Annotated in this window: 24 protein-coding genes; 9 read left to right on the forward strand and 15 right to left on the reverse strand. The window is 61.2% G+C overall.

Annotated elements, in window-relative coordinates:
- Positions 1-8: 8 nt before the first annotated feature.
- From C8N42_RS01370 to ptsP, 3 genes are all read left to right on the forward strand, one after another.
- Positions 9-1,244, forward strand: a complete 1,236-nt coding sequence (locus tag C8N42_RS01370; protein WP_107814739.1) for an aspartate kinase — start codon at positions 9-11, stop codon at positions 1,242-1,244.
- 113 nt (positions 1,245-1,357) lie between these two features.
- The gene (locus C8N42_RS01375) at positions 1,358-2,692 is read left to right on the forward strand and encodes a hypothetical protein (protein ID WP_107814740.1); all 1,335 of its coding nucleotides are present in this window, start codon (positions 1,358-1,360) and stop codon (positions 2,690-2,692) included.
- Positions 2,693-2,985: 293 nt separating this feature from the next.
- On the forward strand, positions 2,986-5,238 hold the full coding sequence (ptsP, locus tag C8N42_RS01380) for a phosphoenolpyruvate--protein phosphotransferase (protein WP_107814741.1): 2,253 nt from the start codon (positions 2,986-2,988) through the stop codon (positions 5,236-5,238).
- A gap of 66 nt (positions 5,239-5,304) precedes the next feature.
- Here the strand turns inward: ptsP and C8N42_RS01385 are convergent, their stop codons facing one another.
- Together C8N42_RS01385 and C8N42_RS01390 are read right to left on the reverse strand one after the other, a co-directional pair.
- Positions 5,305-6,075, reverse strand: a complete 771-nt coding sequence (locus C8N42_RS01385; protein WP_107814742.1) for an EcsC family protein — start codon at positions 6,073-6,075, stop codon at positions 5,305-5,307.
- Positions 6,076-6,090: 15 nt separating this feature from the next.
- The gene (locus C8N42_RS01390) at positions 6,091-6,582 is read right to left on the reverse strand and encodes a GNAT family N-acetyltransferase (RefSeq protein ID WP_107814743.1); all 492 of its coding nucleotides are present in this window, start codon (positions 6,580-6,582) and stop codon (positions 6,091-6,093) included.
- A 107-nt stretch (positions 6,583-6,689) separates the two neighbouring features.
- Between C8N42_RS01390 and C8N42_RS01395 the strand changes: the two genes are divergently transcribed.
- Positions 6,690-7,274, forward strand: coding sequence for a flavin reductase family protein (locus C8N42_RS01395; protein WP_107814744.1), 585 nt, complete (start codon positions 6,690-6,692; stop codon positions 7,272-7,274).
- 74 nt (positions 7,275-7,348) lie between these two features.
- On the opposite strand, the gene C8N42_RS01400 is transcribed toward C8N42_RS01395, so the two are convergent.
- Entirely contained in the window at positions 7,349-8,959 is a 1,611-nt protein-coding gene (locus tag C8N42_RS01400; RefSeq protein ID WP_107814745.1) for a SulP family inorganic anion transporter, read from the reverse strand.
- A 174-nt stretch (positions 8,960-9,133) separates the two neighbouring features.
- On the opposite strand from C8N42_RS01400, the gene C8N42_RS01405 reads away from it, so the two are divergent.
- From C8N42_RS01405 to C8N42_RS01415, 3 genes are read left to right on the forward strand one after another with little or no spacing between them, the layout of a single operon-like run.
- Positions 9,134-10,015 carry an S-methyl-5'-thioadenosine phosphorylase gene (locus tag C8N42_RS01405; protein ID WP_107814746.1) on the forward strand — a complete coding sequence of 294 codons (882 nt, stop codon included), beginning with the start codon at positions 9,134-9,136 and terminating at the stop codon, positions 10,013-10,015.
- 3 nt (positions 10,016-10,018) lie between these two features.
- On the forward strand, positions 10,019-10,648 hold the full coding sequence (locus C8N42_RS01410) for a LysE family translocator (protein WP_107814747.1): 630 nt from the start codon (positions 10,019-10,021) through the stop codon (positions 10,646-10,648).
- 16 nt (positions 10,649-10,664) lie between these two features.
- Positions 10,665-11,195 carry an adenine phosphoribosyltransferase gene (locus C8N42_RS01415; protein WP_107814748.1) on the forward strand — a complete coding sequence of 177 codons (531 nt, stop codon included), beginning with the start codon at positions 10,665-10,667 and terminating at the stop codon, positions 11,193-11,195.
- 98 nt (positions 11,196-11,293) lie between these two features.
- On the opposite strand, the gene C8N42_RS01420 is transcribed toward C8N42_RS01415, so the two are convergent.
- The 11 genes from C8N42_RS01420 to coxB form a co-directional block, all read right to left on the reverse strand.
- A complete protein-coding gene (locus C8N42_RS01420; RefSeq protein ID WP_107814749.1) occupies positions 11,294-12,715 on the reverse strand; it encodes an FAD-binding oxidoreductase in 1,422 nt (473 codons plus the stop codon).
- A 45-nt stretch (positions 12,716-12,760) separates the two neighbouring features.
- A complete protein-coding gene (locus C8N42_RS01425; RefSeq protein WP_245889931.1) occupies positions 12,761-13,594 on the reverse strand; it encodes an MBL fold metallo-hydrolase in 834 nt (277 codons plus the stop codon).
- Positions 13,595-13,663: 69 nt separating this feature from the next.
- Positions 13,664-14,254, reverse strand: coding sequence for a GNAT family N-acetyltransferase (locus C8N42_RS01430; RefSeq protein WP_107814750.1), 591 nt, complete (start codon positions 14,252-14,254; stop codon positions 13,664-13,666).
- Positions 14,254-15,513 carry a M16 family metallopeptidase gene (locus C8N42_RS01435; RefSeq protein ID WP_107814751.1) on the reverse strand — a complete coding sequence of 420 codons (1,260 nt, stop codon included), beginning with the start codon at positions 15,511-15,513 and terminating at the stop codon, positions 14,254-14,256. Before C8N42_RS01435 ends, C8N42_RS01430 begins: the two co-directional genes overlap by 1 nt.
- Positions 15,510-16,892: a threonine synthase gene (gene thrC / locus C8N42_RS01440; RefSeq protein WP_107814752.1), complete on the reverse strand. Its 1,383-nt coding sequence runs from the start codon at positions 16,890-16,892 to the stop codon at positions 15,510-15,512. Before thrC ends, C8N42_RS01435 begins: the two co-directional genes overlap by 4 nt.
- 12 nt (positions 16,893-16,904) lie before the next feature.
- Positions 16,905-17,573, reverse strand: a complete 669-nt coding sequence (locus tag C8N42_RS01445) for an SURF1 family protein (protein WP_107814753.1) — start codon at positions 17,571-17,573, stop codon at positions 16,905-16,907.
- A gap of 70 nt (positions 17,574-17,643) precedes the next feature.
- Complete coding sequence (locus C8N42_RS01450; protein WP_107814754.1) at positions 17,644-18,447, reverse strand: cytochrome c oxidase subunit 3; 804 nt, start codon at positions 18,445-18,447, stop codon at positions 17,644-17,646.
- A gap of 57 nt (positions 18,448-18,504) precedes the next feature.
- Entirely contained in the window at positions 18,505-19,086 is a 582-nt protein-coding gene (locus tag C8N42_RS01455) for a cytochrome c oxidase assembly protein (protein WP_107814755.1), read from the reverse strand.
- A complete protein-coding gene (locus C8N42_RS21470; protein WP_170109159.1) occupies positions 19,086-19,247 on the reverse strand; it encodes a hypothetical protein in 162 nt (53 codons plus the stop codon). Before C8N42_RS21470 ends, C8N42_RS01455 begins: the two co-directional genes overlap by 1 nt.
- Before the next feature lies 1 nt (position 19,248).
- Positions 19,249-20,199: a heme o synthase gene (cyoE, locus tag C8N42_RS01460; RefSeq protein WP_107814756.1), complete on the reverse strand. Its 951-nt coding sequence runs from the start codon at positions 20,197-20,199 to the stop codon at positions 19,249-19,251.
- A gap of 100 nt (positions 20,200-20,299) precedes the next feature.
- Positions 20,300-21,160, reverse strand: coding sequence for a cytochrome c oxidase subunit II (gene coxB / locus C8N42_RS01465; RefSeq protein WP_107814757.1), 861 nt, complete (start codon positions 21,158-21,160; stop codon positions 20,300-20,302).
- Between the two features lie 172 nt (positions 21,161-21,332).
- Between coxB and tldD the strand changes: the two genes are divergently transcribed.
- Both tldD and dprA read left to right on the forward strand, forming a co-directional pair.
- Positions 21,333-22,754: a metalloprotease TldD gene (tldD, locus tag C8N42_RS01470; RefSeq protein WP_107814758.1), complete on the forward strand. Its 1,422-nt coding sequence runs from the start codon at positions 21,333-21,335 to the stop codon at positions 22,752-22,754.
- 219 nt (positions 22,755-22,973) lie between these two features.
- Complete coding sequence (dprA, locus tag C8N42_RS01475) at positions 22,974-24,122, forward strand: DNA-processing protein DprA (protein WP_107814759.1); 1,149 nt, start codon at positions 22,974-22,976, stop codon at positions 24,120-24,122.
- Between the two features lie 30 nt (positions 24,123-24,152).
- Here dprA and C8N42_RS01480 read toward each other — a convergent pair whose 3' ends face one another.
- On the reverse strand, positions 24,153-24,614 hold the full coding sequence (locus tag C8N42_RS01480) for a hypothetical protein (RefSeq protein ID WP_107814760.1): 462 nt from the start codon (positions 24,612-24,614) through the stop codon (positions 24,153-24,155).
- Between the last annotated feature and the right edge of the window lie 2 nt (positions 24,615-24,616).

A 24,616-nucleotide genomic window follows, 5' to 3' on the forward strand; every position in this document is an offset into this window, starting at 1 on the left:
GGGCAAAAATGCCAATTCTCGTGATGAAATTCGGCGGCACGTCCGTCGCCACGCTCGACAAGATCAAACGCGCCGCGAAACGTGTGGGCCGCGAGGTCGCCAACGGCTATGACGTGATCGTCGTGGTCTCGGCCATGTCGGGCGAGACCAACAAGCTCGTGGGCTACGTGAACGACACCTCGCCGATGTATGACGCACGTGAATATGACGCCGTCGTGTCTTCGGGCGAAAACGTCACGGCGGGTCTCATGGCTCTGACGCTTCAGGAAATGGATGTGCCCGCGCGCAGCTGGCAGGGTTGGCAAGTGCCGCTCAAGACCAATTCCGCGCATTCTGCCGCCCGGATCGAGGAAATCCCGACCGACAACATCCTGGCGAAATTCGCCGAAGGCATGAAGGTCGCCGTCGTCGCGGGTTTCCAGGGCATCTCGCCCGAGGGCCGGATCACCACGCTGGGCCGTGGCGGTTCCGACACCACCGCCGTGGCCTTTGCCGCCGCTTTCGGGGCCGAGCGTTGCGACATCTACACCGATGTGGACGGGGTTTACACCACCGACCCGCGGGTCGAAAGCAAGGCCCGCAAGATGGAGAAAGTCGCCTTCGAGGAGATGCTGGAAATGGCATCTCTCGGCGCCAAAGTGCTCCAGACCCGCTCGGTCGAGCTTGCCATGCGCTACGGCGTGCGCCTGCGCGTGCTGTCGTCTTTCGAGGAATATAACCCCAATGCCGGCACGCTGATCTGTGCCGAGGAGGATATCGTGGAAAACAAACCTGTCTCCGGCATCGCCTCGTCGCGCGAAGAAGCCAAGATGACCCTCGTCTCCGTCGCCGACCGCCCCGGCATCGCCGCCGCCATTTTCGGCCCGCTGGCCGAGGCTGGTGTCAACGTCGACATGATCATCCAGAACATTTCCGAAGAGGGTCGCACCGACATGACCTTCTCCTGCCCGGTGGATCAGGTGAAACGCGCCGCCGCCGCCCTCGATGAGGCGAAGGCCAAGGGTGAGTTGAACTTTGGCGAGCTGATCTCCGACACCGATGTCGCGAAAATCTCCCTCGTCGGCATCGGCATGCGCTCGCAATCCGGTGTCGCCGCCAAGATGTTCAAGGTGCTGCGCGATGAAGGCATCAACATCAAGGTGATCGCCACCTCCGAGATCAAGATTTCCGTACTGATCGACCGCAAATACACCGAACTCGCGGTGCAGGCGCTGCACGACGCTTTCGAACTCGACAAGGCATAAGCCGCCTTTTCGGATCAGTGAAAACCCCCGCCGCACGTGGGGGTTTTTCTTTTAAATTTGACGCACTACCCGCATGACCCCTACCCTGAACGCATTTCAGGGAGGAGTTTCAAATGGCGGACAGACCGGATTTCTTACTTCGGGGCGACAGAGCGCGGTTGTTTCCAAGTCTTGCGGACACCAGCCGGGAGGGGCGGATTACCTCCATTTTTCTCGCCCTTCTGCCACAAATCCCACATCTCGCACAGGAAATCTTCGCTACGGCAGGCCTTAGAATCGGACAACGTGCGCATATCGACTGTTTTACGGAAATCGTTCTTCCCGGACAGGAGGATGGGCCACAGGATCGACCGGACGGCCTGATCCGTATTGCCACAGGCCGCACCGAATGGACCGCCCTCGTTGAGGCCAAGATCGGCAAAGCCAAAATCGACAGCGAACAGGTGCAGCGTTATGTCAGGCTCGCGCGACAAAACGGCATAGATGCCGTCATCACCATCTCCAACGAATTCGTAGCCCGCGCCGATCATTCCCCCGCCGCAGTACCGAAAACCCTGTTGCGCAAAACCGATCTTTTTCATTGGTCCTGGACCTGGATCGCGACCGAATGCGAAATCCTTGCCCTGCAAAAAGCGGTGGACGATCCCGAACAGGCCTTTTTGCTGCGGGAATTCCTCACCTTTCTGTCCCATCCGGGAACCGGTGTGGAACGGGTGACCCAAATGGGACCACACTGGAAAGATCTGATCCAGAAAGTCTCGCATCAGGGCAGCCTGACCCGTAGCCTGCCGGAGGTGGAAGAGGCCGTTGGGAGCTGGTTCGAGGAAATCCGCGATCTCACATTGCAACTGTCGCGCCATGTCGGGCAAAGCGTCGACACTGTGATAGAGCGCAAGCTCAAGGACGATCCTATCGCCCGCCTCAAAGCGGGGATCGCCGATCTGGCCGAAAGCCAATGCCTCACCGCCAGTTTCCGGATCCCCGACGCCGCCGCCAATCTCGATGTGACCGCCGATCTGGCCCGCAAGACCCTGAGCGCAGGCATGCGCCTCAAAGCGCCGGGGGATCGGAAATCCACCAAAGCGAGGGTCAACTGGCTATTGCGCATGATCCGAGAGGACGATCCACGCCTTTGGGTGCGGGCCCACTGGCCCGGTCGCACACCCCCAACCGCGCAGCAACTCACCCTGCTGCGCGCCCGCCCAGAAGCGCTTCAGCCCGACACCAGCGATGCGGCCCCGCATATGTTCGAGGTCATTCTACTGGAAGAGTGCGCCAAAAGGTTCGCGGGACGCCGGACCTTTATCGAAGACCTCGAACGCATCGTGCCGGAGTTCTACAATATCGTCGGACAAAACCTTCGCGACTGGCGCCCGGCACCGCCGAAACCCGTCGCGAAGCAGGAGGAGTTTCCAGAGGAGAGCACAGCCCCGGAACCAGAGACGTGAGGCTTTTTTGAATTTTTCAATAAGACGCGGATGCCATCAACACCAGGAGAACGAAAAGCGCGTTCTCTTCTGCAATCATACGTCCCGACCGGATCGGCAAAACCGGCGGGAAAACCACCCATGCGGCGGATTTTCTGCACCTGCACAGACAACTCCCGGATTTTTCTGCACTTTTTCCACGCAAATTCCGGCTCACTACGCCCGCAGAGGTTGATTTTCTCTGGGCAATCCCCACATCTGTGCTCTAAAGAAAACGACGCCCAAACAAGGCGCGCGAGAGGACCGGCGGGGACATGCCAAACAATATGGAGAGCGAAAGCCGGAAACTTCTGGGCCGGCTCAGGGATACTCTGGCAGAGGATAGTGCCGGGCAGGCACGCCTCGATCGTATCACCAATCTCATCGCCGACAGCATGCAGACAGAAGTCTGCTCGATCTACCTGTTCCGCGACAAGGACACGCTCGAACTTTGTGCCACCGAGGGCCTGAAAGCCGAAGCCGTGCACAAAACCCGGATGCGGATCGGCGAAGGGCTTGTGGGCCGCGTCGCCCGCACCCGCAACATGGTCAACACCGCCGATGCCCCTTCCGAGCCAGGCTTTCGCTATATGCCGGAGACCGGCGAAGAGATTTACTCAAGCTTCCTCGGCCTTCCGATTCAGCGATTGGGCGAGATCCTCGGCGTGCTCGTCGTGCAATCCAAAACCGCCCGCGCCTTCACCGGTGACGAGGTCTATGCCCTCGAAGTGGTCGCCATGGTGCTGGCCGAAATGACCGAGTTGGGCGCCTTTGTCGGCGATGAGGGCGGCATGGGCGCGCTGCACAAACATCCCGTCATGTTTCGCGGTGCGACGGGTCAGGAAGGCGTGACGGAAGGGCATGTCTATCTGCACGAACCGCGTGTGGTGGTCACCAACCCCGTCGCCGACGACCCGGAGGCCGAATCGCAGCGCCTGCGCGAAGCGGTGGACAAGCTGCGGATCTCCGTCGACGGCATGCTGGCCAATGTCGAACCCTCCGACAAGGATCAGCGCGAGGTGCTTGAGGCCTATCGCATGTTCGCCAATTCCCGTGGCTGGATGCGCCGCATGGAAGAGGACATCCAGCGCGGCCTCTCCGCCGAAGCCGCCGTGGAAAAGGAACAGAGTATCGCGCGCGCGCGTTTGGCGACCGTGCCCGATCCTTACATGCGCGAGCGTCTGCACGATCTCGACGACTTGTCGAACCGGCTTCTGCGCATCCTGACCGGTCAGGGCAAGGAAACCGGTGCCGAGATGCCGGAGAACCCCATTCTGGTGGCGCGCAACATCGGGCCGGGCGAGCTTCTGGACTATGGCAAGGACCTCAAGGGGATTGTACTGGAACAGGGCTCTGTCGGCTCGCATGCCGCCGTGGTGGCCCGCGCCTGGGCGATCCCGCTGGTCATTCATGCCGAGGGGATTACCACCAAGGCGCTCAACGGCGATGCGATCCTGGTCGATGGCGATCAGGGCGTGGTACATCTGCGGCCGGAAGACACCGTAGCCACCGCCTTCCGCGACAAGATCGCGATGCAGGCCGAAGCACAGAAACGCTACGCCGGGCTCGTGGGACTTCCGGCGCAAACTCTTTGCGGCAAGCATATTGCGCTGCACATGAACGCAGGCCTCATGGCCGACCTGCCGTCGCTCGCCACTTCGGGGGCCGAGGGGGTCGGACTGTTTCGCACCGAATTGCAGTTCCTGATCCGCAACAAGGTGCCCCGGCGCGGCGATCTCGCCTCGCTTTACGCCCGCGTGATGGATGCCGCGAAAGGCAAGCGCGTGGTGTTCCGCACGCTCGACATCGGTTCCGATAAAGTGCTTCCCTACATGAAGCCGCAGGAAGAACCCAACCCGGCGATGGGCTGGCGTGCGATCCGTGTGGGCCTCGACCGGGGCGGCGTGATGCGCATGCAGTTGCAGGCCCTCATCCGTGCCTCGGCGGGCCGTCCGCTGACCATCATGTTCCCCTTCGTCGCACAGTTCGACGAATTCCGCGACGCCAAGGCCATGCTCGACGCCGTGCTCGAAAGCGAAAGTCGGCTCGGTCATGTCCTGCCAGCCTCGCTTGAGGTCGGGGCGATGCTGGAAACCCCGTCACTGGCCTTTGCGCCCGACCGGTTCTTCGAGGAAACCGATTTTATCTCCATAGGCGGCAACGATCTCAAACAATTCTTTTTCGCCGCCGACCGGGAAAACGAGCGGGTGCGCAAGCGCTATGACACGCTGAACTATTCCTTCCTGAGCTTTATCCGCCAGATCGTCACCCGCTGCGATACGTTCCACACGCCGGTGTCCTTCTGCGGTGAAGATGCCGGGCGTCCTCTGGAGTCGGTGGCACTGGCTGCCATGGGCGTGCGCACCCTGTCGATGCGTCCGGCTTCGATCGGTCCGGTGAAGGCAATGCTGCGGCGGCTCGATCTCGACGAGGTGGCCGCAGTGATCGACAAAGCGGCGGCGGAAGGCGCGCAATCCGTGCGTCCGGCGCTTTCGGAGCATCTGGCGGAGCGTGGGTTCGTCACCTGAGGACGCGCAACTACGCGTTAAGGTTAACGCGTGAGAAAGCGACACAAGGCGGGCGCAGGACGCACCTCAGCGCTTCATCTCGACCCGTAGCATCTCTTTCAGTTCATCAAACGCCAGATCGCTGTCCTCGGCCATCCTCAGCATACCAAAGCTCACATGGGCCATGTCCTGATAATAAGCGGTATAGGCGTAATTCGTCGCCGCACCTGCCACGGCCCCCAGCACTGGCACCGTCTGGGCCGCGAGTTTCTGGCCCAGAACCACGGAGAAGCGCGGCGCGACACGGGCGATGATGCCGTTGAGCGTCGCCCCGGTCAGGGTCGTGCGTGCCGCAAGGAATCCGAGATCGGCACCATCATCCTTCTCCAGCGGTCCGGCGGCAGCAAAGACCTGGATACAGGCCTTGCGCACATCCTCGCGGTCGGGATCAAACCCGTGTTCTTCGGCCACGATCTGAATCGCATGGAGCAGCACGGTTGTGGTCACAGGGAGTTCCGCGAGAGCGGTCGGCAAACCCCCTGCTCCGCCCAGCGCGCCGAGACCCGAGGTCATGGCCCGCGACAGCCAAGTGTTCCCCCTGACATTGCGTCGCCCGCGCGAAGCCCCGTCGAAGGCCAGTTCCAGAGCCGACATCGTGGCGCTTTCCAACTGCCCACGCACCGGCCCCGGCAGCTTGTTGAACAATCCGTCGGCCGTACCGCCCACCATGTTCAAAAGCTGCATTCCCGGGTGATTGGCGCGCTTGAGACGGCGCGCAAGCGCACGGATCGCCTCCGGTGTGGGCGCTTGCAGCACCGCATGGGTGCCATCTGTGAGGGGCGGCAATTCTTTCATCATGCCTGTTATCTGGTGTCAGATGTCCTTATGGACAAGCCCCTCGACCCCATCCCATGCGCCGGGACGCAAGGCGATGCCCAGAACCCGGTCAGGGTTGGTCGGAGGCGGCATCTGCACATGGTCGAGCTTTTCAAACCCGAAACGGCTGTAATACGGCGCATCGCCTACCAGCATCACCCGGTCCCAGCCAAGCCGCACGGCCTCGGCCATCGCCTCGGTCATCAGCATCCCGCCAAGCCCCTCGCCCTGACGGGTCGGGTGGACGGCAATCGGCCCAAGCAAAAGCGCGCGGTGCTCCCCCGCTCCGATGCGGATCGGCCAGAATCGGATTGCGGCAGCGAGCACCCCCTCTTCGTCCCGTGCAATCAGGCAGAGATCCTGCACCTTGGGCACGCCATCGCGCAGACGATAGGAAGACAAAAGCTCGCGCCCCGGTGCAAAACAGGTGTCATAGAGGGCTTCGACCTCCCACCAATCCTCAGCCGTTTCCACGTCGAGCTTGTACACGTCCGCCTCATTTCACTCCGCATGCTGTACAGCACGCCGGTTTTGCTCGAAATCCTGCTAGCATGGCTCTAAATCAGGAGCAACGCGAAGAAGAGGACCACCCCACGATGTTCTACCGCCCCGAAGACGGCCATGGCCTGCCGCATAATCCGTTCAACGCCATCGTGTCGCCGCGCCCCATCGGCTGGATTTCGACGCGTTCCGCCTCCGGGCACGAAAACCTCGCGCCTTATTCGTTTTTCAACGCGGTCGCCTATGTGCCTCCTCAGGTGATGTTTGCTTCCATCGGCTCGAAAGACACGCTGCGCAATCTGCGTGAGACCGGCGAATTCTGTGTCAATCTGGTGGGCGCAAACCAGATCGCGGTGATGAACGCCTCTTCCGAGATGCTGGATTTCGAGGAAGACGAGTTCACCCATTCCGGCGCGCTCCGCGCCCCCTGCCGTGTGATCGGATGCTCCCGCGTCGAGGACGCCCCTGCCTCGCTTGAATGCAAGGTGACCCAGATCCTGCGGCTGGAAGGCAAGGACAACCACGCGGTGTTCGGCGAGGTCGTGGGCATCCATATCCGCGAGGATTGCGTTGTGGATGGGCGGTTCGACGTGGTGAAGGCGCGAATGCTCTCGCGTCTTGGCTATCGCGATTATGCCGAAGTCAAAGAGGTGTTCGAACTGACCCGTCCGAATGATTGAAACAGGCTGAGTATTTATCGCACAAAGGAAACAAAAGGGGCCCCGCAGGCCCCTTTTCTATATCACATTTCCCTTTAATGCCCCGCGCCCAGAACCCCGGTGCGCACCGAATAGTCGGTCGCAATCTCGTAATCCGGGTCATCATCGCTGTCGATCATCAGGTGGCCCGCATTCTTCAAAAGCCGGTGGCAGTCGCGTGACAGATGGCGGAGCTGAATCTCCTTGCCCTTCGCCTCGTATTTCGCCGCAAGGCTTTCGATGGCATTGAGCGCGGACTGATCGGCCACACGGCTGTCGCCAAAGTCCACGATCACCGTCGACGGGTCGGAGGCCGGGTCGAACATCTCAAGGAAACCTTCTACGGAGCCAAAGAACAGCGGGCCTTGGATTTGATAGACCTTCGCCCCTTCCGGCGTCTCGTAGGTTTTTGCGTGAATGCGCGAAGCATTCTGCCACGCGTAAGCCAGCGCGGAGACGATCACACCGACGACCACGGCCACGGCGAGGTCCTCAAACACGGTGACAACGGTCACCAGAACGATAACGAAAGCATCCACACGCGGCACCTTGCGCATCACGTTGAACGAGTTCCACGCAAACGTGCCGATGACGACCATGAACATGACGCCCACCAGAGCCGCAAGCGGGATCTGTTCGATCAGCGGCGAAGCCACAACGATGAACAAGAGCAGGAAAAGCGCCGCCGCGATACCGGCAAGACGCGTGCGCCCGCCAGATTTCACATTGATCATCGACTGGCCGATCATAGCACAGCCGCCCATGCCGCCGAAGAAACCGGTGACCACATTGGCCGTCCCCTGCGCGACGCATTCCTGCGACACGCCACCCCGCTCACCCTTGATCTCGCCCACAAGGTTGAGGGTCAGAAGGCTCTCGATCAGCCCCACGGCAGCGGCGATCAACGCGTAGGGGAAGATGATTTTGAGCGTGGCAAGAAAGCTGTCCATGCTCTCGAACATCGGCACGGCAGGGATATGGAACTGCGGCAACCCGCCCTTGATCGTCGCCATGTCGCCCACGCGCGGCACGTCGATGCCAAAGAAGATGACGACACCGGCGGTCACAAGGATGCCCGCCAGCGGTGCCGGGATGATATTGGTGACTTTCGGCAGAAAATACACCACCGCCATGGTCAGCCCCACAAGCCCCAGCATGATCACAAGCGGCAGACCGGACATGTAATGATCCGTCCCCGGTTCCTTGAATTGCGTGAGCTGGGCAAGGAAGATCACGATGGCCAACCCGTTCACAAACCCAAGCATCACAGGATGTGGCACGAGACGGATGAATTTACCGAGACGGAAAATCCCAGCGAGGATTTGCAGGATGCCCATGAGCACCACGGTCGCGAACAAATACTCGACCCCATGCTCGGCCACGAGACTCACCAGCACCACGGCAATCGCCCCGGTCGCCCCGGAAATCATTCCTGGACGACCGCCGATCAACGCTGTGATCAACCCCATAAGGAAAGCGGCATAAAGCCCGACAAGCGGGTTCACCCCGGCGACAAAAGCGAAAGCCACCGCCTCGGGCACCAGCGCCAGCGCGACGGTGAGACCGGAGAGCAGATCGGTTTTGATCTGCCTCGGCGTCAGCGGATAGGAGGGCGAGGAGGTAATGGAGAGGTTCTTCGCAAAACTTGCGAGCGCGGATTGGATCACGGGTGTCCCCCAGATGTCAGGAATTGTGCGGTTGTGGGGTCTATAACGGCTTTGCTGCGCTTGCGAAAGCCTGTGTCTCTCAGTCCGTTCCGGACTGTTGCGCATTGCCCCTTGCGCCCCTTGCCGCATCACCGCAAGGTTGAGCCGACCAGCAAGGCGACGAAGGAGACGGGCATGACGGAAAAACAGCGTGTAATCGGCGTGATGGGCGGTTCGGGCGTCTATGAGATCGACGGGCTGGAGGATGCCAGATGGCAGGCGGTCACGACCCCTTGGGGCGATCCCTCGGACGCCTTGCTCACCGGCACGCTTGATGGCGTCAAAATGGTCTTTCTGCCGCGTCACGGGCGCGGCCATGTCCATTCGCCCTCCACCGTCAATTACCGCGCCAATATCGACGCGATGAAACAGATGGGGGTTACGGATCTTTTCTCTGTCTCCGCCGTCGGATCTTTCCGCGAAGAGATGGCCCCCGGCGATTTCGTCATCGTCGATCAGTTCATCGACCGGACCTTCGCGCGCGAAAAGAGCTTCTTCGGCACCGGCTGCGTCGCGCATGTCTCTGTCGCCCATCCGGTCTGCGAACGCCTGTCGGGAATTGCCTATGAAGCGGCGCGCGCGACGGGCGTCACGGTCCATATGGGCGGCACCTATCTTGCCATGGAAGGCCCGCAGTTCTCCTCCATGGCCGAGAGCAAGATGTATCGGGATTGGGGTTGCGACGTGATCGGCATGACCAATATGCCGGAGGCGAAACTCGCCCGCGAGGCGGAGATTTGCTACGCTTCCATCGCCATGGTCACCGATTACGACAGCTGGCACCCGGATCACGGCGCGGTGCAGATCACCGACATTCTCGCAACGCTCAAGGCCAATACGGCCCATGCCAAATCCCTCGTCGCCGCCCTGCCCGGGCTATTGGGCAGCACTTTTGAACCCTGCCCCTTCGGCTGCGACCGGGCGCTTGAGTATGCGATCATGACCGCACCCGAGAAACGCGATCCGGCATTGGTCGAGAAACTCTCGACCGTCGCGGGTCGCGTTCTGAAAGGATAACATATGCCCTTCGAACTCTGGCTGGCCTTTGTCGCCGCCTCCACCGCCTTGCTGATGATCCCCGGCCCGACGATTCTCCTGGTCCTGTCCTACGCGCTGACCCAGGGTAAACGCGTCGCTGTCGCCACGGCATTCGGTGTTGCCTTGGGCGATTTCATCGCCATGACCGCCTCTCTTCTGGGCCTCGGCGCGCTTGTGATGACCTCAGCAACCGCTTTCACCGCCCTCAAATGGGTCGGTGCCGTCTATCTCTTCTACCTCGGCTTCAAAATGCTGAAATCCGCCCCCCACGCAGCACTCGGCACTGTCGAACAGATGGGCCATGTCAGCTCGAAACAGGTGTTCACGCACGCCGCCGCGGTCACGGCACTCAACCCGAAATCCATCGGCTTCTTCATCGCCTTCGTGCCGCAGTTCATCACGCCGGGCGCACCCATCGCCCCTCAGTTCACCGTGCTGATCGCGACCTTCGTCGGCCTTGCCACCCTCAATGCGCTGGCCTATGCGCTCCTCGCCAATCGTATGCGCCAACGCATCCAGCGTCCGCGCGTGCTGCGCAACATGACACGGGCAGGCGGTATCGCACTCATCGGCATGGGCGCTCTGACCGCAACGCTCCGCCGCGCCGCCTGACAGAAAGAGACAGACCATGAAAACCGTCAAGGATTACATCCGCACCATCGTCGATTTCCCGCATGAGGGCATTCTGTTTCGCGATGTCACCACCTTGTTCGCCGACCCGCGCGGCATGCGCCTTGCCATCGACCAGTTGCTCGACCCTTACGTGGGTCAGCGGATCGACAAGGTCGTGGGGCTGGAAGCCCGGGGGTTCATCATCGGGGGCGCAATCGCGCATCAGCTTTCCATTGGCTTCGTTCCGATCCGCAAAAAGGGAAAACTGCCCGGCGCAGTGATCTCTGAGGAATATAAACTCGAATATGGCGAGGCCGTGGTCGAGGTGCATGACGACGCGATCCAGCCCGGCGAGAAAATCCTTGTGGTGGATGACCTTTTGGCCACCGGCGGCACGGCGGAAGCCGGAAACAAACTCGTTGAGCGTCTGGGCGGCGAGATTGTCGGCTGTGCCTTCATCATCGACCTGCCGGATATCGGTGGACGTAAACGTCTGGAAGATCTGGGCTATGACATTCATGCCCTGTGCCAGTTCGAAGGCTTGTGAATGCTTTTAAGACCTCAGTCGTGAAGCTCTGTGCGTCCCCCCCGACGCTTTCCGTTCTGTCGCTCTTACCAACTCGGGCTTTCTGATGGTCTAAATACTCAGACCACATCACTTCGCAACACCGCACCCGGATTCATGATCCCCTTCGGGTCGAGCGCCGCCTTGATTGCCCGCATCGCCGAAAGTTTCGCCGGATCGCCATAGCGCTCCAGATCCCCGGTCTTGAGCCGCCCGACCCCATGTTCGGCGCTGAAAGACCCGTCGTATTCCGCGACCAGATCGTGCACCACGCGCTTCACCTCGGCACGGATGTTCTCATACTCCGACCGGTCCCGCCCCTTGGCCGGGAACACGTTGTAATGCAGGTTACCGTCGCCCAGATGGCCAAAGGCATTCACCCTCACATCCCCCAGCGTGGACAGCCGCACGATCCCCTCCGGGATGAACGCCGCGATGCGCGACAACGGGATGGAAATGTCATGCGATGAGATCGAACCGATCCGCTTGTTGCCCTCGGGAATGGTTTCCCGCAGGGTCCAGAATGCCTGCCGCTGCGCCTCGCTTTGGGCAATCACCCCATCGCTCACCAGCCCCGCCTCGAAGGCCCGCTCAAACAGCGTCGCCAGCATCTCATCCGGGTTTGAAGCGCCCGAGACACCCAAGTCGATCAACACGCACCACTCGGGACGCTCATCAAACGGCTGACGAATATCGGGGATGGTTTCCGAGAGGAAATCCAGCCCCATGCCAGAGATCAACTCAAAGGCCGAAATCCCCTCCCCGGCGATGCCCTGCGCCATGTTCAGAAGCTCCAGTGCCGCAGCGGGCGAGGGAACGACAAGAATGGCGGCGGCATTATGTTCGGGCCGGGGGAACAGCCGCAGCGCGGCGGCGGTGATCACGCCAAGCGTTCCCTCCGCCCCGATCAGCAGGTTGCGGATGTCATAGCCCGTGTTGTCCTTCCGGAGCCGTTTGAGGCCGTGAAAAATCTGCCCGTCCGGCAGCACCGCCTCTAGTCCAAGGCACAGATCACGGGCATTGCCATAGCGCAGCACATTCAATCCGCCCGCATTGGTCGAGAGGTTGCCGCCGATCCGGCAGGCCCCCTCCGCCCCCAAAGACAGCGGGAACAGCCGCCCCGCCTCTTCCGCCGCCGCCTGCACATCGGACAAAATCGCCCCCGCCTCGGCGACGATCATGTTCTCCTGCGGATAGACCGCGCGGATATTGTTCATCCGCTCCAGCGAGAGGATCACCGGTGCGGGTCCTTCGTAGGCAATCTGTCCAAGAACCAGTCCCGTGCCGCCCCCCAAGGGCACGATGCCCACGGAAGCCTCGTTGCACATCCGCACGATGGTAGAGACCTCTTCGACCAATCCCGGACAGGCAATCGTTGCCGCCTGCCCGTGATAACGCCCGCGCGGGTCTTCCAATTCGCCGGGGCGGCGTTCGCGCAACGTGTCAGGCGGAAGAACGGCTTCAAGACGAGCAAGGAAATCGGGCGTGGCGGGGTGGATCATGACAGGCTCCTTCCCGCAAGATGTAGCGCAGAGGTCCGACCTGTCTCAATCGGAAAGAAACTGCGGCTCCAGCACCATGATCGTCGGTCGTCTCGGCAGACGGCGCAGCGCGACGATCAATTCCGGCTTACCGGTTTCCTTCACCGCGAAATCCTCCTTCATCTCCGCAAGAAAAGCATCCAGCCCGTAACGCGAAAACCAGTGCATCGGAATGATGATGGAAGATCGGAACCGCTGCACGAGCGGCACCATCACCTCACGCGGCACCGCATAACCGCCGTCCACCGGGACCATGATCACATCGAGACGTCCGATGGCGGCATATTGTTCCTCGGTCGGCTCATGGTGCAGGTGTCCGAGATGACCGATACACAGACCACCCGCCTCGAAGATGAAGATCGAATTGCCCTCCTGTTCGTGATCATCCTCGGACGGTATGTCGATCAGGACATTGCGGATGCGCATCCCGCCGAGGTCCATGTCCTGTTCAATGCCCTGCCCAATCGGTCCCCAGCCTCCGAACACATAAGCAATGTCACGGGTGTTATTGGTAGAATGGCTGGTATGGGCTTCATTCATTGTGATTGCATCGGGGGTCCAGAGCGTGTCCCCGAGATAACCGTTGTAATCGGTAACGACAGAGGCTCCACCCGCCTCGATGGCAAACATGGCATTGTTGATAAAGTGAATGCGTACGGTGTTTTCAGCCAAAGGCGCGCCGACGCTGGCTTGCCAGATCCGCTCCGAACGCTCCGGGGCCACTGCTTCGTCCTGCGCACGACAATTGCTAGGGATACGCTCCGCCTCCTGAGCCATGGCACCGGTCGCGAGTGCGCCGAGCATTATCGTGGACAGGGTGAAAATAATTGTGCGGATCATGGTACACTCCGAAAAACTCACGGTCAGGATAGGCGAAATCCTGAGCACCATATCACAGAAAACGTGAATTCAGGCCAATCCGATATCCGTCGGCCCGCGCCGGTCATGGCGCAGCGAGGAATAAAGCACATGATTGCGCCAGCGCCCGTTGATCTGAAGATAGGCCTGCGCCACGCCCTCGTATTTGAAACCGGCCTTTTCCAGAGCCCCGCGCGAGGCCGCGTTTTCCGGCAGGCAGGCTGCCTCGATCCGGCTCAGGTCGAGCTTGGTGAAAGCATGATGCACCACCGCCGCGATGGCCTCTTTCATATAGCCCTGGCGCGCATGGCGCGCACCGATCCAATAACCGATGGTGCCCGCCTGCGCCGGTCCCCGCCGGATATTGTCCAGCGTCAGCGCGCCCAGCAAAGCCTGATCTTCACGACGAAACAGAAAGACCGGAAGGCCCGTATCGCCCTTATACGTCCGTTCGGCCCAGAACACCCGATTGGTAAAGGCCTTGCGCGTCAGATGATCCACCGACCATGTGGGTTCCCAAGGTTGCAGGAACTCCCGGCTTTCCGCCCTGAGAGCCGCCCAGGCGCGGTAATCGGCATGTTGCGGCAGGCGTAGAACCATGCGCTCCGTGTCGATCCTCACCTTGGGACGGCGTTTCAGCATCAGGCGGCGAACCTTTCGCGCAGATGCTCCAGCTCAGGCGCGGCCTTGACCGGACCGTAAAGCGCCATGGACGCCCGTCCCATACCGGTTTTCACAAGGAAATCCCGCACGTTTTCAAGCGTCACAGCGTCGATCCGTTCAACGGTCTCTTCCAGCGGCGGGATGCGGCCCCAGATGCCCATCATGCGGGCATTACGCTCAGCCCGCGAAGACGGGCTTTCAAGCCCCATGAGGAGCCCCGCCTTGATCTGCGCGCGCGCTCGGTCCACTTCGACCATGGTCATCTCGGCAGCCGCGCGTTTCATCTCGTCGACGGTGACTTCCGCCAGATCCTTGATCTGATCACCCGAGGTGCCAGCGTAGATCGTGGTCAGACCGGTGTCGGAATAGGCCCCGGATTGCGCATAGATCGTGTAGCACAGCCCGCGTTTTTCCCGCAGCTCCTGAAACAGGCGCGAAGACATACCGCCACCTAGCGCCGTGGTCGCGGTCTGGGCGATATAGATGTCCTCGTCGCGGTAGGCCGGACCCTCAAAAGCCAGCGTGAAATGCGCCTGTTCGAGTTTCTTGACCTTGCGGTATTCACCGCCCTGAAACACCGCCGGATCGGCGTGATCGCGCCCGTGCGGTTTGAGACCGCCGAAAATCTCTTCGGCCTCGGCGACGATCCGGTCGTGGTCGATATTCCCCGCCGCCGAAAGCACCATGCGCTCCGGCGAGTAATGTTCCTCGACAAAGCCCGCGAGATCGTCACGGGTAAAATGGCGCACCCGTTCCGCCGGTCCAAGGATCGTGCGGCCAAGCGCCTGTTTCGGATATGTTGCCTCCTGCAACCAGTCGAAAATCACATCGTCCGGCGTATCGAGTGCCTGACCGATTTCCGACAGGATCACACCCCGTTCAAGTTCCAGCTCATGCGGATCGAAAATCGGATTGAGCACGATATCCCCGATCACATCGAGCGCCAGAGAGACGTCGTCTTTCAGCACCCGCGCGTAATAGGCCGTGGTCTCCCGCGACGTGTAAGCATTGAGATACCCCCCCACGTTTTCAAGCACTTCGGCGATTTCCAGAGGCGTCCGGCGATGCGTGCCCTTGAACGCCATATGCTCAAGGAAATGCGCAATGCCGTTCTGTTCAAGCCGCTCGTGCCGCCCACCCGCCATGACCCAGACGCCGATGGAGGCCGATTGCATCGAGGGCTGCAACTCGGTGACGATGCGAAAGCCGTTGGGCAAAGTGTGAATGCGGGGGCTCACGCGAGGCGCTCCCGGATCAGGGTTTTCAGCCCTTCGAGATCGTTCGGCACCACGGTGAAGCGCTCGTCACGTTCGAACAGGTCCGCCATATGCGGCGGAAGCGCCGGATGCACGCCACAGGCGGCTTCGACTGCGGCGGGGAATTTCGCCGGATGGGCGGTGGAGAGCGAGATCATCGGCACTTCGGACAGGTTCTCTTCGCCGACCTTGACGGCCACGGCGGTGTGCGGGCAAAGCACTTCGCCGCTGCGGGCATACATATCGGTGATCGTCGCCATAGTTTCGTTCTCCGAGGCTCGACCCGAGGCAAACGTCTCGCGCAGACGATCCATCGCGCCTTGGGAAATCGCGAAGGAGCCGGATTTCAATTCATCCATAAGCTGCGTAATCGCGGCCCCTTCACGGTCGTAGACATCGAACAGGGCACGCTCGAAATTCGACGACACCTGAATGTCCATCGACGGCGAGATCGAGGGCGTCACGCCCTCTTTCGTGTAAGCGCCGGTCACCATGGTGCGGTGCAAAATGTCGTTCTGGTTCGTCGCGATCACCAGCTTGTCGATCGGCAGCCCCATGCGTTTCGCGATATAGCCCGCGAAAATATCCCCAAAATTACCGGTCGGCACGGTGAAAGAGACCTTACGATGCGGCGCGCCGAGAGAGACGGCGGAGGTGAAGTAATAGACCACCTGCGCCAGCACCCGCGCCCAGTTGATCGAGTTCACGGCGGCAAGCTTCACGCCCTCGCGGAAATCGTGATCTGCGAACATCTCCTTGAGCGCGGCCTGACAATCGTCGAAATCGCCCTCGACGGCCAGCGCATGGACGTTGGCCTCGGACGGCGTGGTCATCTGGCGACGCTGCACATCCGACACCCGGCCATGCGGGAAGAGAATGAACACATCGACGTTGGACAGGCCCTTGAACGCCTCGATGGCAGCAGAGCCGGTGTCGCCGGAGGTAGCCCCCACGATGGTCACACGCTTGCCCGAGCGCGAGAGCGCCGCCTGAAACAACTGGCCGATCAGTTGCATCGCAAAGTCCTTGAACGCCAGCGTCGGACCGTGGAACAGTTCCAGGAGGAAATGGTTCGGACCAAGCTGCACCAAAGGCGCACGGGCGTCGTGTTTGAAGCCCACATAGGCCTTGGCGATGATCTCTTTGAACTCCGCATCCGTGAACGTGTCGCCGATGAAGGGCTTCATCACGAGGAAGGCCGCCTCTTCATAGGACAGCCCCGCAAGACCGGCGATCTCCGCCTCGGACAGGGTCGGGATGGTCTCGGGCACGTAAAGCCCGCCGTCGGAGGCGAGGCCCGTCAGCATGGCCTCTTCGAAGTTCAGCACCGGCGCTTGGCCACGGGTGGAAATATAACGCATGAGTTCCGCTCGTCAGATTGTTCGCGCCCTGATACGCCACAGGAGGAAAAGAGTCATCCCCAACCAGACAAGGCAAAGCGAAAACCACGTGATCGCGTATTCGAGGTGATCGTTCGGGATGCCTTCCGTGCCCACCGGCATCGGTTCGATCCCGTCTCCTGTGCTTTCCCGCGCCACGATCAGCACAGGTTCCGTGTCCAAAGCCGCAGCCATCGCCGGAATATCGCGCCCGAACCAGATGTTGCGCCCCGGATCCGGCGCGGGCGTCGAGCTGTTCATATCGTCCGGCCAATGCAGGTTGCCGACCACAAGGGCGGGTCCGCCTCCGCGCGGCGCATCCTTCGCCTCGTCGGGCACAAAGCCGCGATCCAGAAGCACCCGCCGCCCGTCTGTCGTGGTGAACGGCGTAACGATCAGATAACCGGCCCCGACCTGTTTGCGCGACACGAGGACATGCAACTCCTCCACCCCGATCTCTCCCGAGGCCATGACCGGCAGGTATTTCATCGACGGATCGACCGTGGCGGGCAACGGCACGGGAGCGGCGGCGATCTCCGCCTCGATCTCCGCCAGAACGCCCTGTTTCCACTCCAGCCGCCGGAGCTGCCATGTGCCGAGCGCGATCAGGACCGCGCAGCCGACGATCCCGATCACCAGCGGAAAGATCATCCGTTTGAGCATGAAACCTCCAAACGAAAGGGCGCCAAAGCGCCCTCTCCTGTCTTCATTGCAGAGCAAATACTCAGTTGGCTTACTGCCCCCAGATATAGACCACGACAAAGAGGAAAAGCCACACCACATCCACGAAGTGCCAGTACCAGGCCGCGGCCTCGAACCCGACATGGTTCTCCGGTGTGAAATCGCCCCGCATCGCCCGCACCAGACAGACGGTCAGGAAAATCGTGCCGATAATGACGTGAAAACCGTGGAACCCGGTCGCCATGAAGAAGGAGCCATAGAAGAAATCGCCGCCGAAGGTGTAGCCTTCATGCACGAACAGCTCGTAATATTCATAGGCTTGGAAAATCGTGAAGGCTGCGCCCAGACCGATGCCGATGGCCAGCCCCGCGACGATATCCTTGCGGATATTGCCATGCACCAGAGCATGGTGCGCCCAGGTCACCGCCGCCCCGGAGCACAGAAGGATCAGCGTATTGAGAAGCGGCAGATGAAAGGCCTCGATGGGGATGATCTCCGGCTTCACATATTCCGTGCCGGAATAGGTGTACATCGGGTAGAGCGCATTCTTGAAGAAGGCCCAGAACCACGCAGCGAAGAACATCACCTCCGACATGATGAACAGGATGAAGCCGTAGCGCAGCCCGATCCGCACCACCGGCGTGTGATCGCCCACCGCGTTCTCGCGGATCGTATCGCCCCACCAGGACCACATGACGTAAAGCGTGCCGATCAGCCCGACGAAAAACAGCCAGGGCATGTCGTTGGCCATCCACATCACCGCCCCGAAGAGCATGATGAAGGCCGAGACCGCCGCCATCAGCGGCCATGGCGACGGCGGAAGGATGTGGTAATCGTGGTTCTTTTCATGCGCCATGTGCGTTCTCCGTGTGCATCCTCATGTGCGTCTTCTCCCTTGGTTGCCCGTTCGGGCTTAGTTCAGGCTTGTCTCCGGGGTCTCGCCGGTCGCAAGCGCGGCATAGTCCTCGGGCAAATCCGTTTCATGAAACGTGTAAGACAGGGTGATGCGATGAATGAATTTTGCATCCCTGTCGGTGGTGATCTCGGGATCGACATAGAAGGTCACCGGCATGAGCACCCGCTCGCCGGGCCGCAACACCTGTTCGGTGAAACAGAAACAGTCGATCTTGGTGAAAAACCCGCCCGCCTCGAAGGGGGCGACATTATAGGAGGCCGTGCCCGCGACCACACGGTCGGTCGGGTTGTAGGCCTCGTAAAACGCGAGCCCCGTCTCGCCGATGCGCAACTCCATCGTGTTGACGACCGGCTTGAATGCCCAGGGCATGTCCGGGTCGGTGTTGGCGTCAAACCGGATCTTGATCGTCTCATTGAGGATCACATCCGAACCGTTGTCCGCCACATCCGTGGTGCCACCGAAGCCCGTAACCGCACAGAACCAACTGTAGAACGGCACGGAGGCCCAGGCGAGCGTCCCCATGACGGTGACGACACCGACCAGCTTCAGCAAGGTTTTCTGCGGGGCCTTGAGGGTCATCAGCGGGACACCTCCTGAGCGGCGCGCGCCGGATCGAGCACAGTGACCTTGACCACGGTCAGCCCCATCAGCAGCGCGACGAACAGGCCGAGCACGAGGCCGAGCCCGACATTGCGGGAGCGGCGGCGGTCATGGATCTCGTGAAGTTTCGTGATCGCCATGTTAGAACGGCCCCCCGATGCCAAAAGAGAACAAAGCCTTGTCGACCATCAGCGCCATGAAATGCAGGAACGTGTAAGCGAGCGAGAGCTTGAAAAACGCCTTTTCGGCCTTGTAGCCATCGGCTTCCGCTTCGTCCTCGTCGCGTTTCCAGAGCGTGATCGCACCCCTGACAAAGAGCGCATTCATTACCACCGCGACCACCAGATAGGTCCAGCCCGCCAAAGGTGTGGCAAACATCGCCGCAGCAAAACCCGCAAGCAGGATGGTGTAGACGAGAATGTGATTGCGGGTCGCGCGCTTGCCATGGGTGACGGTCAGCATCGGCACCTTCGCCTTGTCGTAATCGGCATTCATGAAGAGCGCCAGCGACCAGAAATGCGGTGGCGTCCACATGAAGATCAGCATGAACATCAGCACGGAAGACAGCGTCACATCCCCAGTCACCGCCGCCCAGCCGATCATCGGCGGAAAGGCCCCGGCCGCACCGCCAATGACGATATTCTGCGGCGTCGCACGTTTCAGCCACATGGTGTAGACGACGACGTAAAAGAAGATGGTGAAGGCCAAAAGCCCCGCCGCGATCACGTTGGTCGCAAGCCAGAGCATGATCACCGCAAAAGCAGACAGCGTCAGACCGAGCCCAAGCGCCTCCTCGCGCGACACCCTCCCCGCCGGAATCGGACGCGACTGCGTGCGCCTCATCACCCGGTCGATGTCGCTGTCATACCACATGTTCAGCGCGCCGGAGGCCCCGCCGCCGATGGCGATGCAGAGGATCGCGAAGAACCCCAGAAACGGATGCAATCCGCCCGGCGCGACGATCAAACCGGCAAAGGCGGTGAAGACCACGAGCGACATGACGCGCGGCTTCAAAAGTGCGAAATAATCGCCAAATCCCGCCTCCCGGCTGTCTTGCCGACCGCCTTCCAGACTGATGGTCACATCCGTCATCGCGTGTTCTCCTCCCTGAGTGCGCTGCGGGCTTTGCCTCTGTCAGCGCTTTGTGCGTGGGTCTTGAATGGTGGGGCGGCGACCCGCCCGCACCTGCATCTTACTCGGCAGATGCCAGTCTGATCGTGGAGGGAGCGGTATCATTGGCCGCGAAAAGTTCTTTCGCTTCAACCAGCCAGTCGTCGTATTCCTCCTGCGTCACCACCTGCACGGTGATCGGCATGAAGGCATGATCCTTGCCGCAAAGCTCCGAACACTGGCCGAAGAAAGTGCCGGTCTTCTCCGCCTTGAACCAAAGCTCGGCGACGCGACCGGGCACAGCATCCTGTTTCACACCAAAGGCCGGAATGGTCCAGCTGTGGATCACATCGGCCCCGGTGACGCCCATGACAACGGTCTTGCCCACCGGCACCACCACCTTGTTGTCGGTCGCCAGAAGATAGAGGTCCTCGCTATAGCCGTTCGCCGCCAGTTCCTCGCGCGGCAACAGGAAGCTGTCGAAGGCAATGCCCTCATCGACATATTCATAGCCCCAGAACCATTGGTAGCCCGTCACCTTGATATAGATGTCGCCGTCCGGGATTTCCTGTTGCTTGAACAGAACCGGAAGGGAAAAGGCGCCGATCACCACGAGAATCACGATGGGGATCAGTGTCCAGGCCACCTCAACCGGTGTGTTGTGAGTGAACTTGGCCGGCGTCTTGTTGGTCCGGCTGTTGTAACGGACGATCACCCAGAGAATCAGGGCTGCGACAAAAAGGACGATTGCCGTGATGATCACGAGGATCATATGGTCCAATCCCTGAAGGTCGCGCGCCAGTTCGGTCGCCGCCGGCTGAAAGCCCATCTTGCCATCGACGGGCGCGCCGAGGAGTTCTCCCTCCTGGGCCAAAGCCGCTATCGGGGCGACTGTTGCGAGAAAAGTGGCCGCGAGAGCGGACCTGAGGGCGTGTATGCGCATTTTTCCTCCGTTATTGCAATCGGGGCTTCCCCGCTGCAGCCCCGGTATTCCGGGTGCATTTTCATTGAGTCTGCTTTAACAGAAACCATATTAAGCGCATTGGAACAAGAATTCCGTGCTTTGACATGCGTGGTTTTTTGATCTGCCGCACCTTCAACCAAGGAGAATATCCGTGACCTCGGGACGTTTCGACCCTTTCAACACCAGCCTCGACCTTGAGAACGCGCTGACAATTCTGCGCGGTGCCGTGGCGGGCGCGGACGACGGGGAGCTGTTTCTGGAACGCCGCACCTCCGAGGGTCTCGTGCTCGATGACGGTCGCATCCGCACCGCCTCCTTCGATGCCTCCGAAGGCTTCGGCCTGCGTGCCGTGCGGGGCGAAACGGCGGGCTACGCACATTCCACCGAAATTTCCGAAGCCGCGATCCGGCGTGCGTCCGAAACCGCACGTCTGGCCGTGGGCGACGGTGGTGGCACGTTGGCGGAGCCACCGCGTCCCACGAATGTCAAGCTTTACACCGACGAGAACCCGCTCGAAGGGGCGGCCTTCGAGGTAAAGATCGACACGCTGCGCGAGATCGACGCCTATCTGCGCGATCTCGATCCTCGCGTGGTGCAGGTCACCGCCTCGCTCGCAGCCTCGCATCAGGAGGTCTATATCCTGCGCCCCGAAGGCGGGCTGGTGTCCGACGTGCGCCCGATGGCGCGGCTGTCGATCTCCGTCATCGTCGAACAGGCCGGGCGGCGCGAAAGCGGCAATGCGGGCGGCGGCGGGCGGTTTGGCCTCACCGGTCTGATCGCACCCGATCACTGGAAAGGTGTGGCGCGTGAGGCGCTGCGCATCGCCGTGGTCAATCTTGGCGCCGTCCCCGCCCCCGCCGGTGTGATGGACGTGGCACTTGGACCGGGCTGGCCGGGGGTTTTGCTGCACGAAGCTGTGGGGCACGGGCTCGAAGGCGATTTCAACCGCAAGAAAACCTCCGCCTTCGCCGGGCTGATGGGACAACAAGTCGCCGCCAAAGGCGTCACTATTCTCGATGACGGCACCATCCCGGACCGACGCGGCTCGATCTCGGTCGATGACGAGGGCACCGCCTCGGAGAAAACCGTGCTGATTGAGGACGGTGTGCTCGTCGGCTATATGCAGGATCGTCAGAACGCCCGCCTCATGGGTGTCAAACCCACCGGCAACGGGCGGCGCGAAAGCTATGCCCACCCGCCGATGCCGCGCATGACCAACACCTATATGCTCGGCGGCGACATGGCCCCGGACGAGATTCTCTCCGGCATGGACGACGGCATCTATGCGGTCGGTTTCTCCGGCGGGCAGGTCGACATCACCAACGGCAAGTTCGTGTTCAACTGCACCGAGGCCTACCGCGTCGAAAAGGGCCGCGTCGGCGCGCCAGTAAAGGGCGCCACACTGATCGGCGACGGGGCGACCGCGATGAAACATGTGCGCGCCATCGGCAATGACATGGCGCTTGACCCCGGTGTCGGCAATTGCGGCAAGGCCGGGCAATGGGTGCCTGTGGGCGTGGGCCAGCCGACTCTGTTGATCGGCGGGCTGACCGTGGGTGGCTCGGGCACCTGATCCCCCTTTGCATTCCTGAAATGTGCATTCTTGAAATGACTGCGCGCTGTTCGGGCTTGGGAAAGCTGAACAGCACGCAGTTTTTTGCTGTCCCGTCAGGAGGCAGAGGTAAAAAATGCGGCCCGGCGGGTAAAATCGTGAAGTTTCGGGAATTTGGTAACCGCTCATTAACCATTTTGAGGGATTCTGTGAGGGCAAGAGACGGAGAGAGTTGGTTCCTTGGATTTCATCCCTTCCCACCACCCCCTCACCCCACCCCACACTGAGGAAGATCGGGCCGACTGGCTCCGGCTCTTGCGCTCTCGCCGCGTTGGCGTCAGCACGTTTTATCGGATGATGCGCGACTACGGCTCCGCCACGCAGGCGCTTGAGGCCCTTCCCCAAATTGCTCGCGACGCCGGTGTGTCCGAATATCAGATTTGCCCCAAAGGCGTGATCGAGGCCGAGCTGCGCGCCGGACGAAAACAGGGCGCACGCCTGATTCTGCGCACCGATGCCGATTACCCGCCCCTTCTCGCCCTGATCGAAGACGCCCCGCCCGCGCTTTGGGTGAAGGGTGATCTTTCCCTTTTGGAACGTCCCGCTCTGGCCGTGGTGGGCGCACGCAATGCTTCCTCGCTCGGCACCCGTTTTGCCCGCACCCTGTCGCGGGAACTCGGTGCCGAAGGATTCTCCATCGCCTCGGGTCTTGCTCGCGGCATCGACGCCAGCGCCCATGAAGCTGCGCTTGAGACCGGCACGATTGCCGTGCTGGCCGGAGGTCTCGACGAGATTTACCCGAGCGAGAACACCGCACTTTACCATAGCATTGCCGAGAAGGGCCTTTTGGTGTCCGAACAGCCCTTCGGCATGAAGCCCTTTGCCCGGCATTTCCCGATGCGCAACCGCATCGTTTCGGGGCTCGCGCACGCCACCATCGTGGTTGAGGCCGCCGCCCGCTCCGGCTCCCTCCTGACTGCGGGCAATGCGCTTGATCAGGGGCGGGAGGTCATGGCGGTGCCCGGTCATCCTTTCGATGCGCGCTCCGCCGGATGCAACCTCCTGCTGCGCGACGGGGCAACGCTCATTCGCAGCGCGCGAGATGTGATCGACACGCTGGCCGCCGCGTCCCCTCTGGCGCAGACCGCAATGGAAACGCCCGAAACGGCCATCCCCGTACCGGAGGCCCCCTTGGAGACCCGCAATCTCGCCGACCACGCCGCCCTGCACAGTGAAATCCTCGCCCGCCTCGCGGGCGCGCCGCTGCCGGAGGATGATCTGATTCGCGACATCGGCATTCCGGCGGACCGGGTCAGCTCGGAAATTCTCAACCTCGAACTGGAGGGCCGGATTTTCCGCAAACCCGGTGGGCTTCTGGCCTTGGGCTAGGATAACCCGAGTCGCGTGTTTGCCCTCCCGTCACTTCAACGGACAATATCCGTGCAAAACGTCCACGAAGACGCTGCAATAGGGTTCGCGCGCAAACCAGACATCGGTCGCGCCAATGCTGTGATCGACCACGGCCCATTGATCGCCCTCGCGGATCAGGAAGGCGATGACATCAATCCCACCGACTTCCTCGAAGAAATAGGCATCCTCGCCGAAATATCGCACCATGGGGGTCTCATTGATGTCTATCGCACCGCCGCCCGGACGCTGCGGCGAGAGGATGGCAAAGGCGTGATCGCCACTCGCGCGCAATTGCCGCACCACGAATTCCACCGGACGCCCCAGCCGCCATTCCACCACAGGCCGGATCGCGTTCATCAGTTGCGCCCGCTCGACCGTGCCACGCGCCGGTTCATGCCAGTTCTGTGCAAACCCGAGCTGTGGCAGGACCAACATCACCCCTGCCACGATCCATTGCCGAACGTATCTCATGA

The sequence above is a fragment of the Celeribacter persicus genome, assembly GCF_003050785.1.
GTDB lineage: Bacteria > Pseudomonadota > Alphaproteobacteria > Rhodobacterales > Rhodobacteraceae > Celeribacter > Celeribacter persicus.

Bases quoted from the DNA above. Each gene is read 5' to 3' on its own strand.
- C8N42_RS01370 (WP_107814739.1), top strand. From the start codon at position 9: ATGCCAATTCTCGTGATGAAATTCGGCGGCACGTCCGTCGCCACGCTC.
- C8N42_RS01375 (WP_107814740.1), top strand. From the start codon at position 1,358: ATGGCGGACAGACCGGATTTCTTACTTCGGGGCGACAGAGCGCGGTTG.
- ptsP (WP_107814741.1), top strand. From the start codon at position 2,986: ATGCCAAACAATATGGAGAGCGAAAGCCGGAAACTTCTGGGCCGGCTC.
- C8N42_RS01385 (WP_107814742.1), bottom strand. From the start codon at position 6,075: ATGATGAAAGAATTGCCGCCCCTCACAGATGGCACCCATGCGGTGCTG.
- C8N42_RS01395 (WP_107814744.1), top strand. From the start codon at position 6,690: ATGTTCTACCGCCCCGAAGACGGCCATGGCCTGCCGCATAATCCGTTC.
- C8N42_RS01405 (WP_107814746.1), top strand. From the start codon at position 9,134: ATGACGGAAAAACAGCGTGTAATCGGCGTGATGGGCGGTTCGGGCGTC.
- C8N42_RS01410 (WP_107814747.1), top strand. From the start codon at position 10,019: ATGCCCTTCGAACTCTGGCTGGCCTTTGTCGCCGCCTCCACCGCCTTG.
- C8N42_RS01415 (WP_107814748.1), top strand. From the start codon at position 10,665: ATGAAAACCGTCAAGGATTACATCCGCACCATCGTCGATTTCCCGCAT.
- C8N42_RS01420 (WP_107814749.1), bottom strand. From the start codon at position 12,715: ATGATCCACCCCGCCACGCCCGATTTCCTTGCTCGTCTTGAAGCCGTT.
- C8N42_RS01425 (WP_245889931.1), bottom strand. From the start codon at position 13,594: ATGATCCGCACAATTATTTTCACCCTGTCCACGATAATGCTCGGCGCA.
- C8N42_RS01430 (WP_107814750.1), bottom strand. From the start codon at position 14,254: ATGCTGAAACGCCGTCCCAAGGTGAGGATCGACACGGAGCGCATGGTT.
- thrC (WP_107814752.1), bottom strand. From the start codon at position 16,892: ATGCGTTATATTTCCACCCGTGGCCAAGCGCCGGTGCTGAACTTCGAA.
- C8N42_RS01445 (WP_107814753.1), bottom strand. From the start codon at position 17,573: ATGCTCAAACGGATGATCTTTCCGCTGGTGATCGGGATCGTCGGCTGC.
- C8N42_RS01450 (WP_107814754.1), bottom strand. From the start codon at position 18,447: ATGGCGCATGAAAAGAACCACGATTACCACATCCTTCCGCCGTCGCCA.
- C8N42_RS01455 (WP_107814755.1), bottom strand. From the start codon at position 19,086: ATGACCCTCAAGGCCCCGCAGAAAACCTTGCTGAAGCTGGTCGGTGTC.
- C8N42_RS21470 (WP_170109159.1), bottom strand. From the start codon at position 19,247: ATGGCGATCACGAAACTTCACGAGATCCATGACCGCCGCCGCTCCCGC.
- cyoE (WP_107814756.1), bottom strand. From the start codon at position 20,199: ATGACGGATGTGACCATCAGTCTGGAAGGCGGTCGGCAAGACAGCCGG.
- coxB (WP_107814757.1), bottom strand. From the start codon at position 21,160: ATGCGCATACACGCCCTCAGGTCCGCTCTCGCGGCCACTTTTCTCGCA.
- C8N42_RS01480 (WP_107814760.1), bottom strand. From the start codon at position 24,614: ATGAGATACGTTCGGCAATGGATCGTGGCAGGGGTGATGTTGGTCCTG.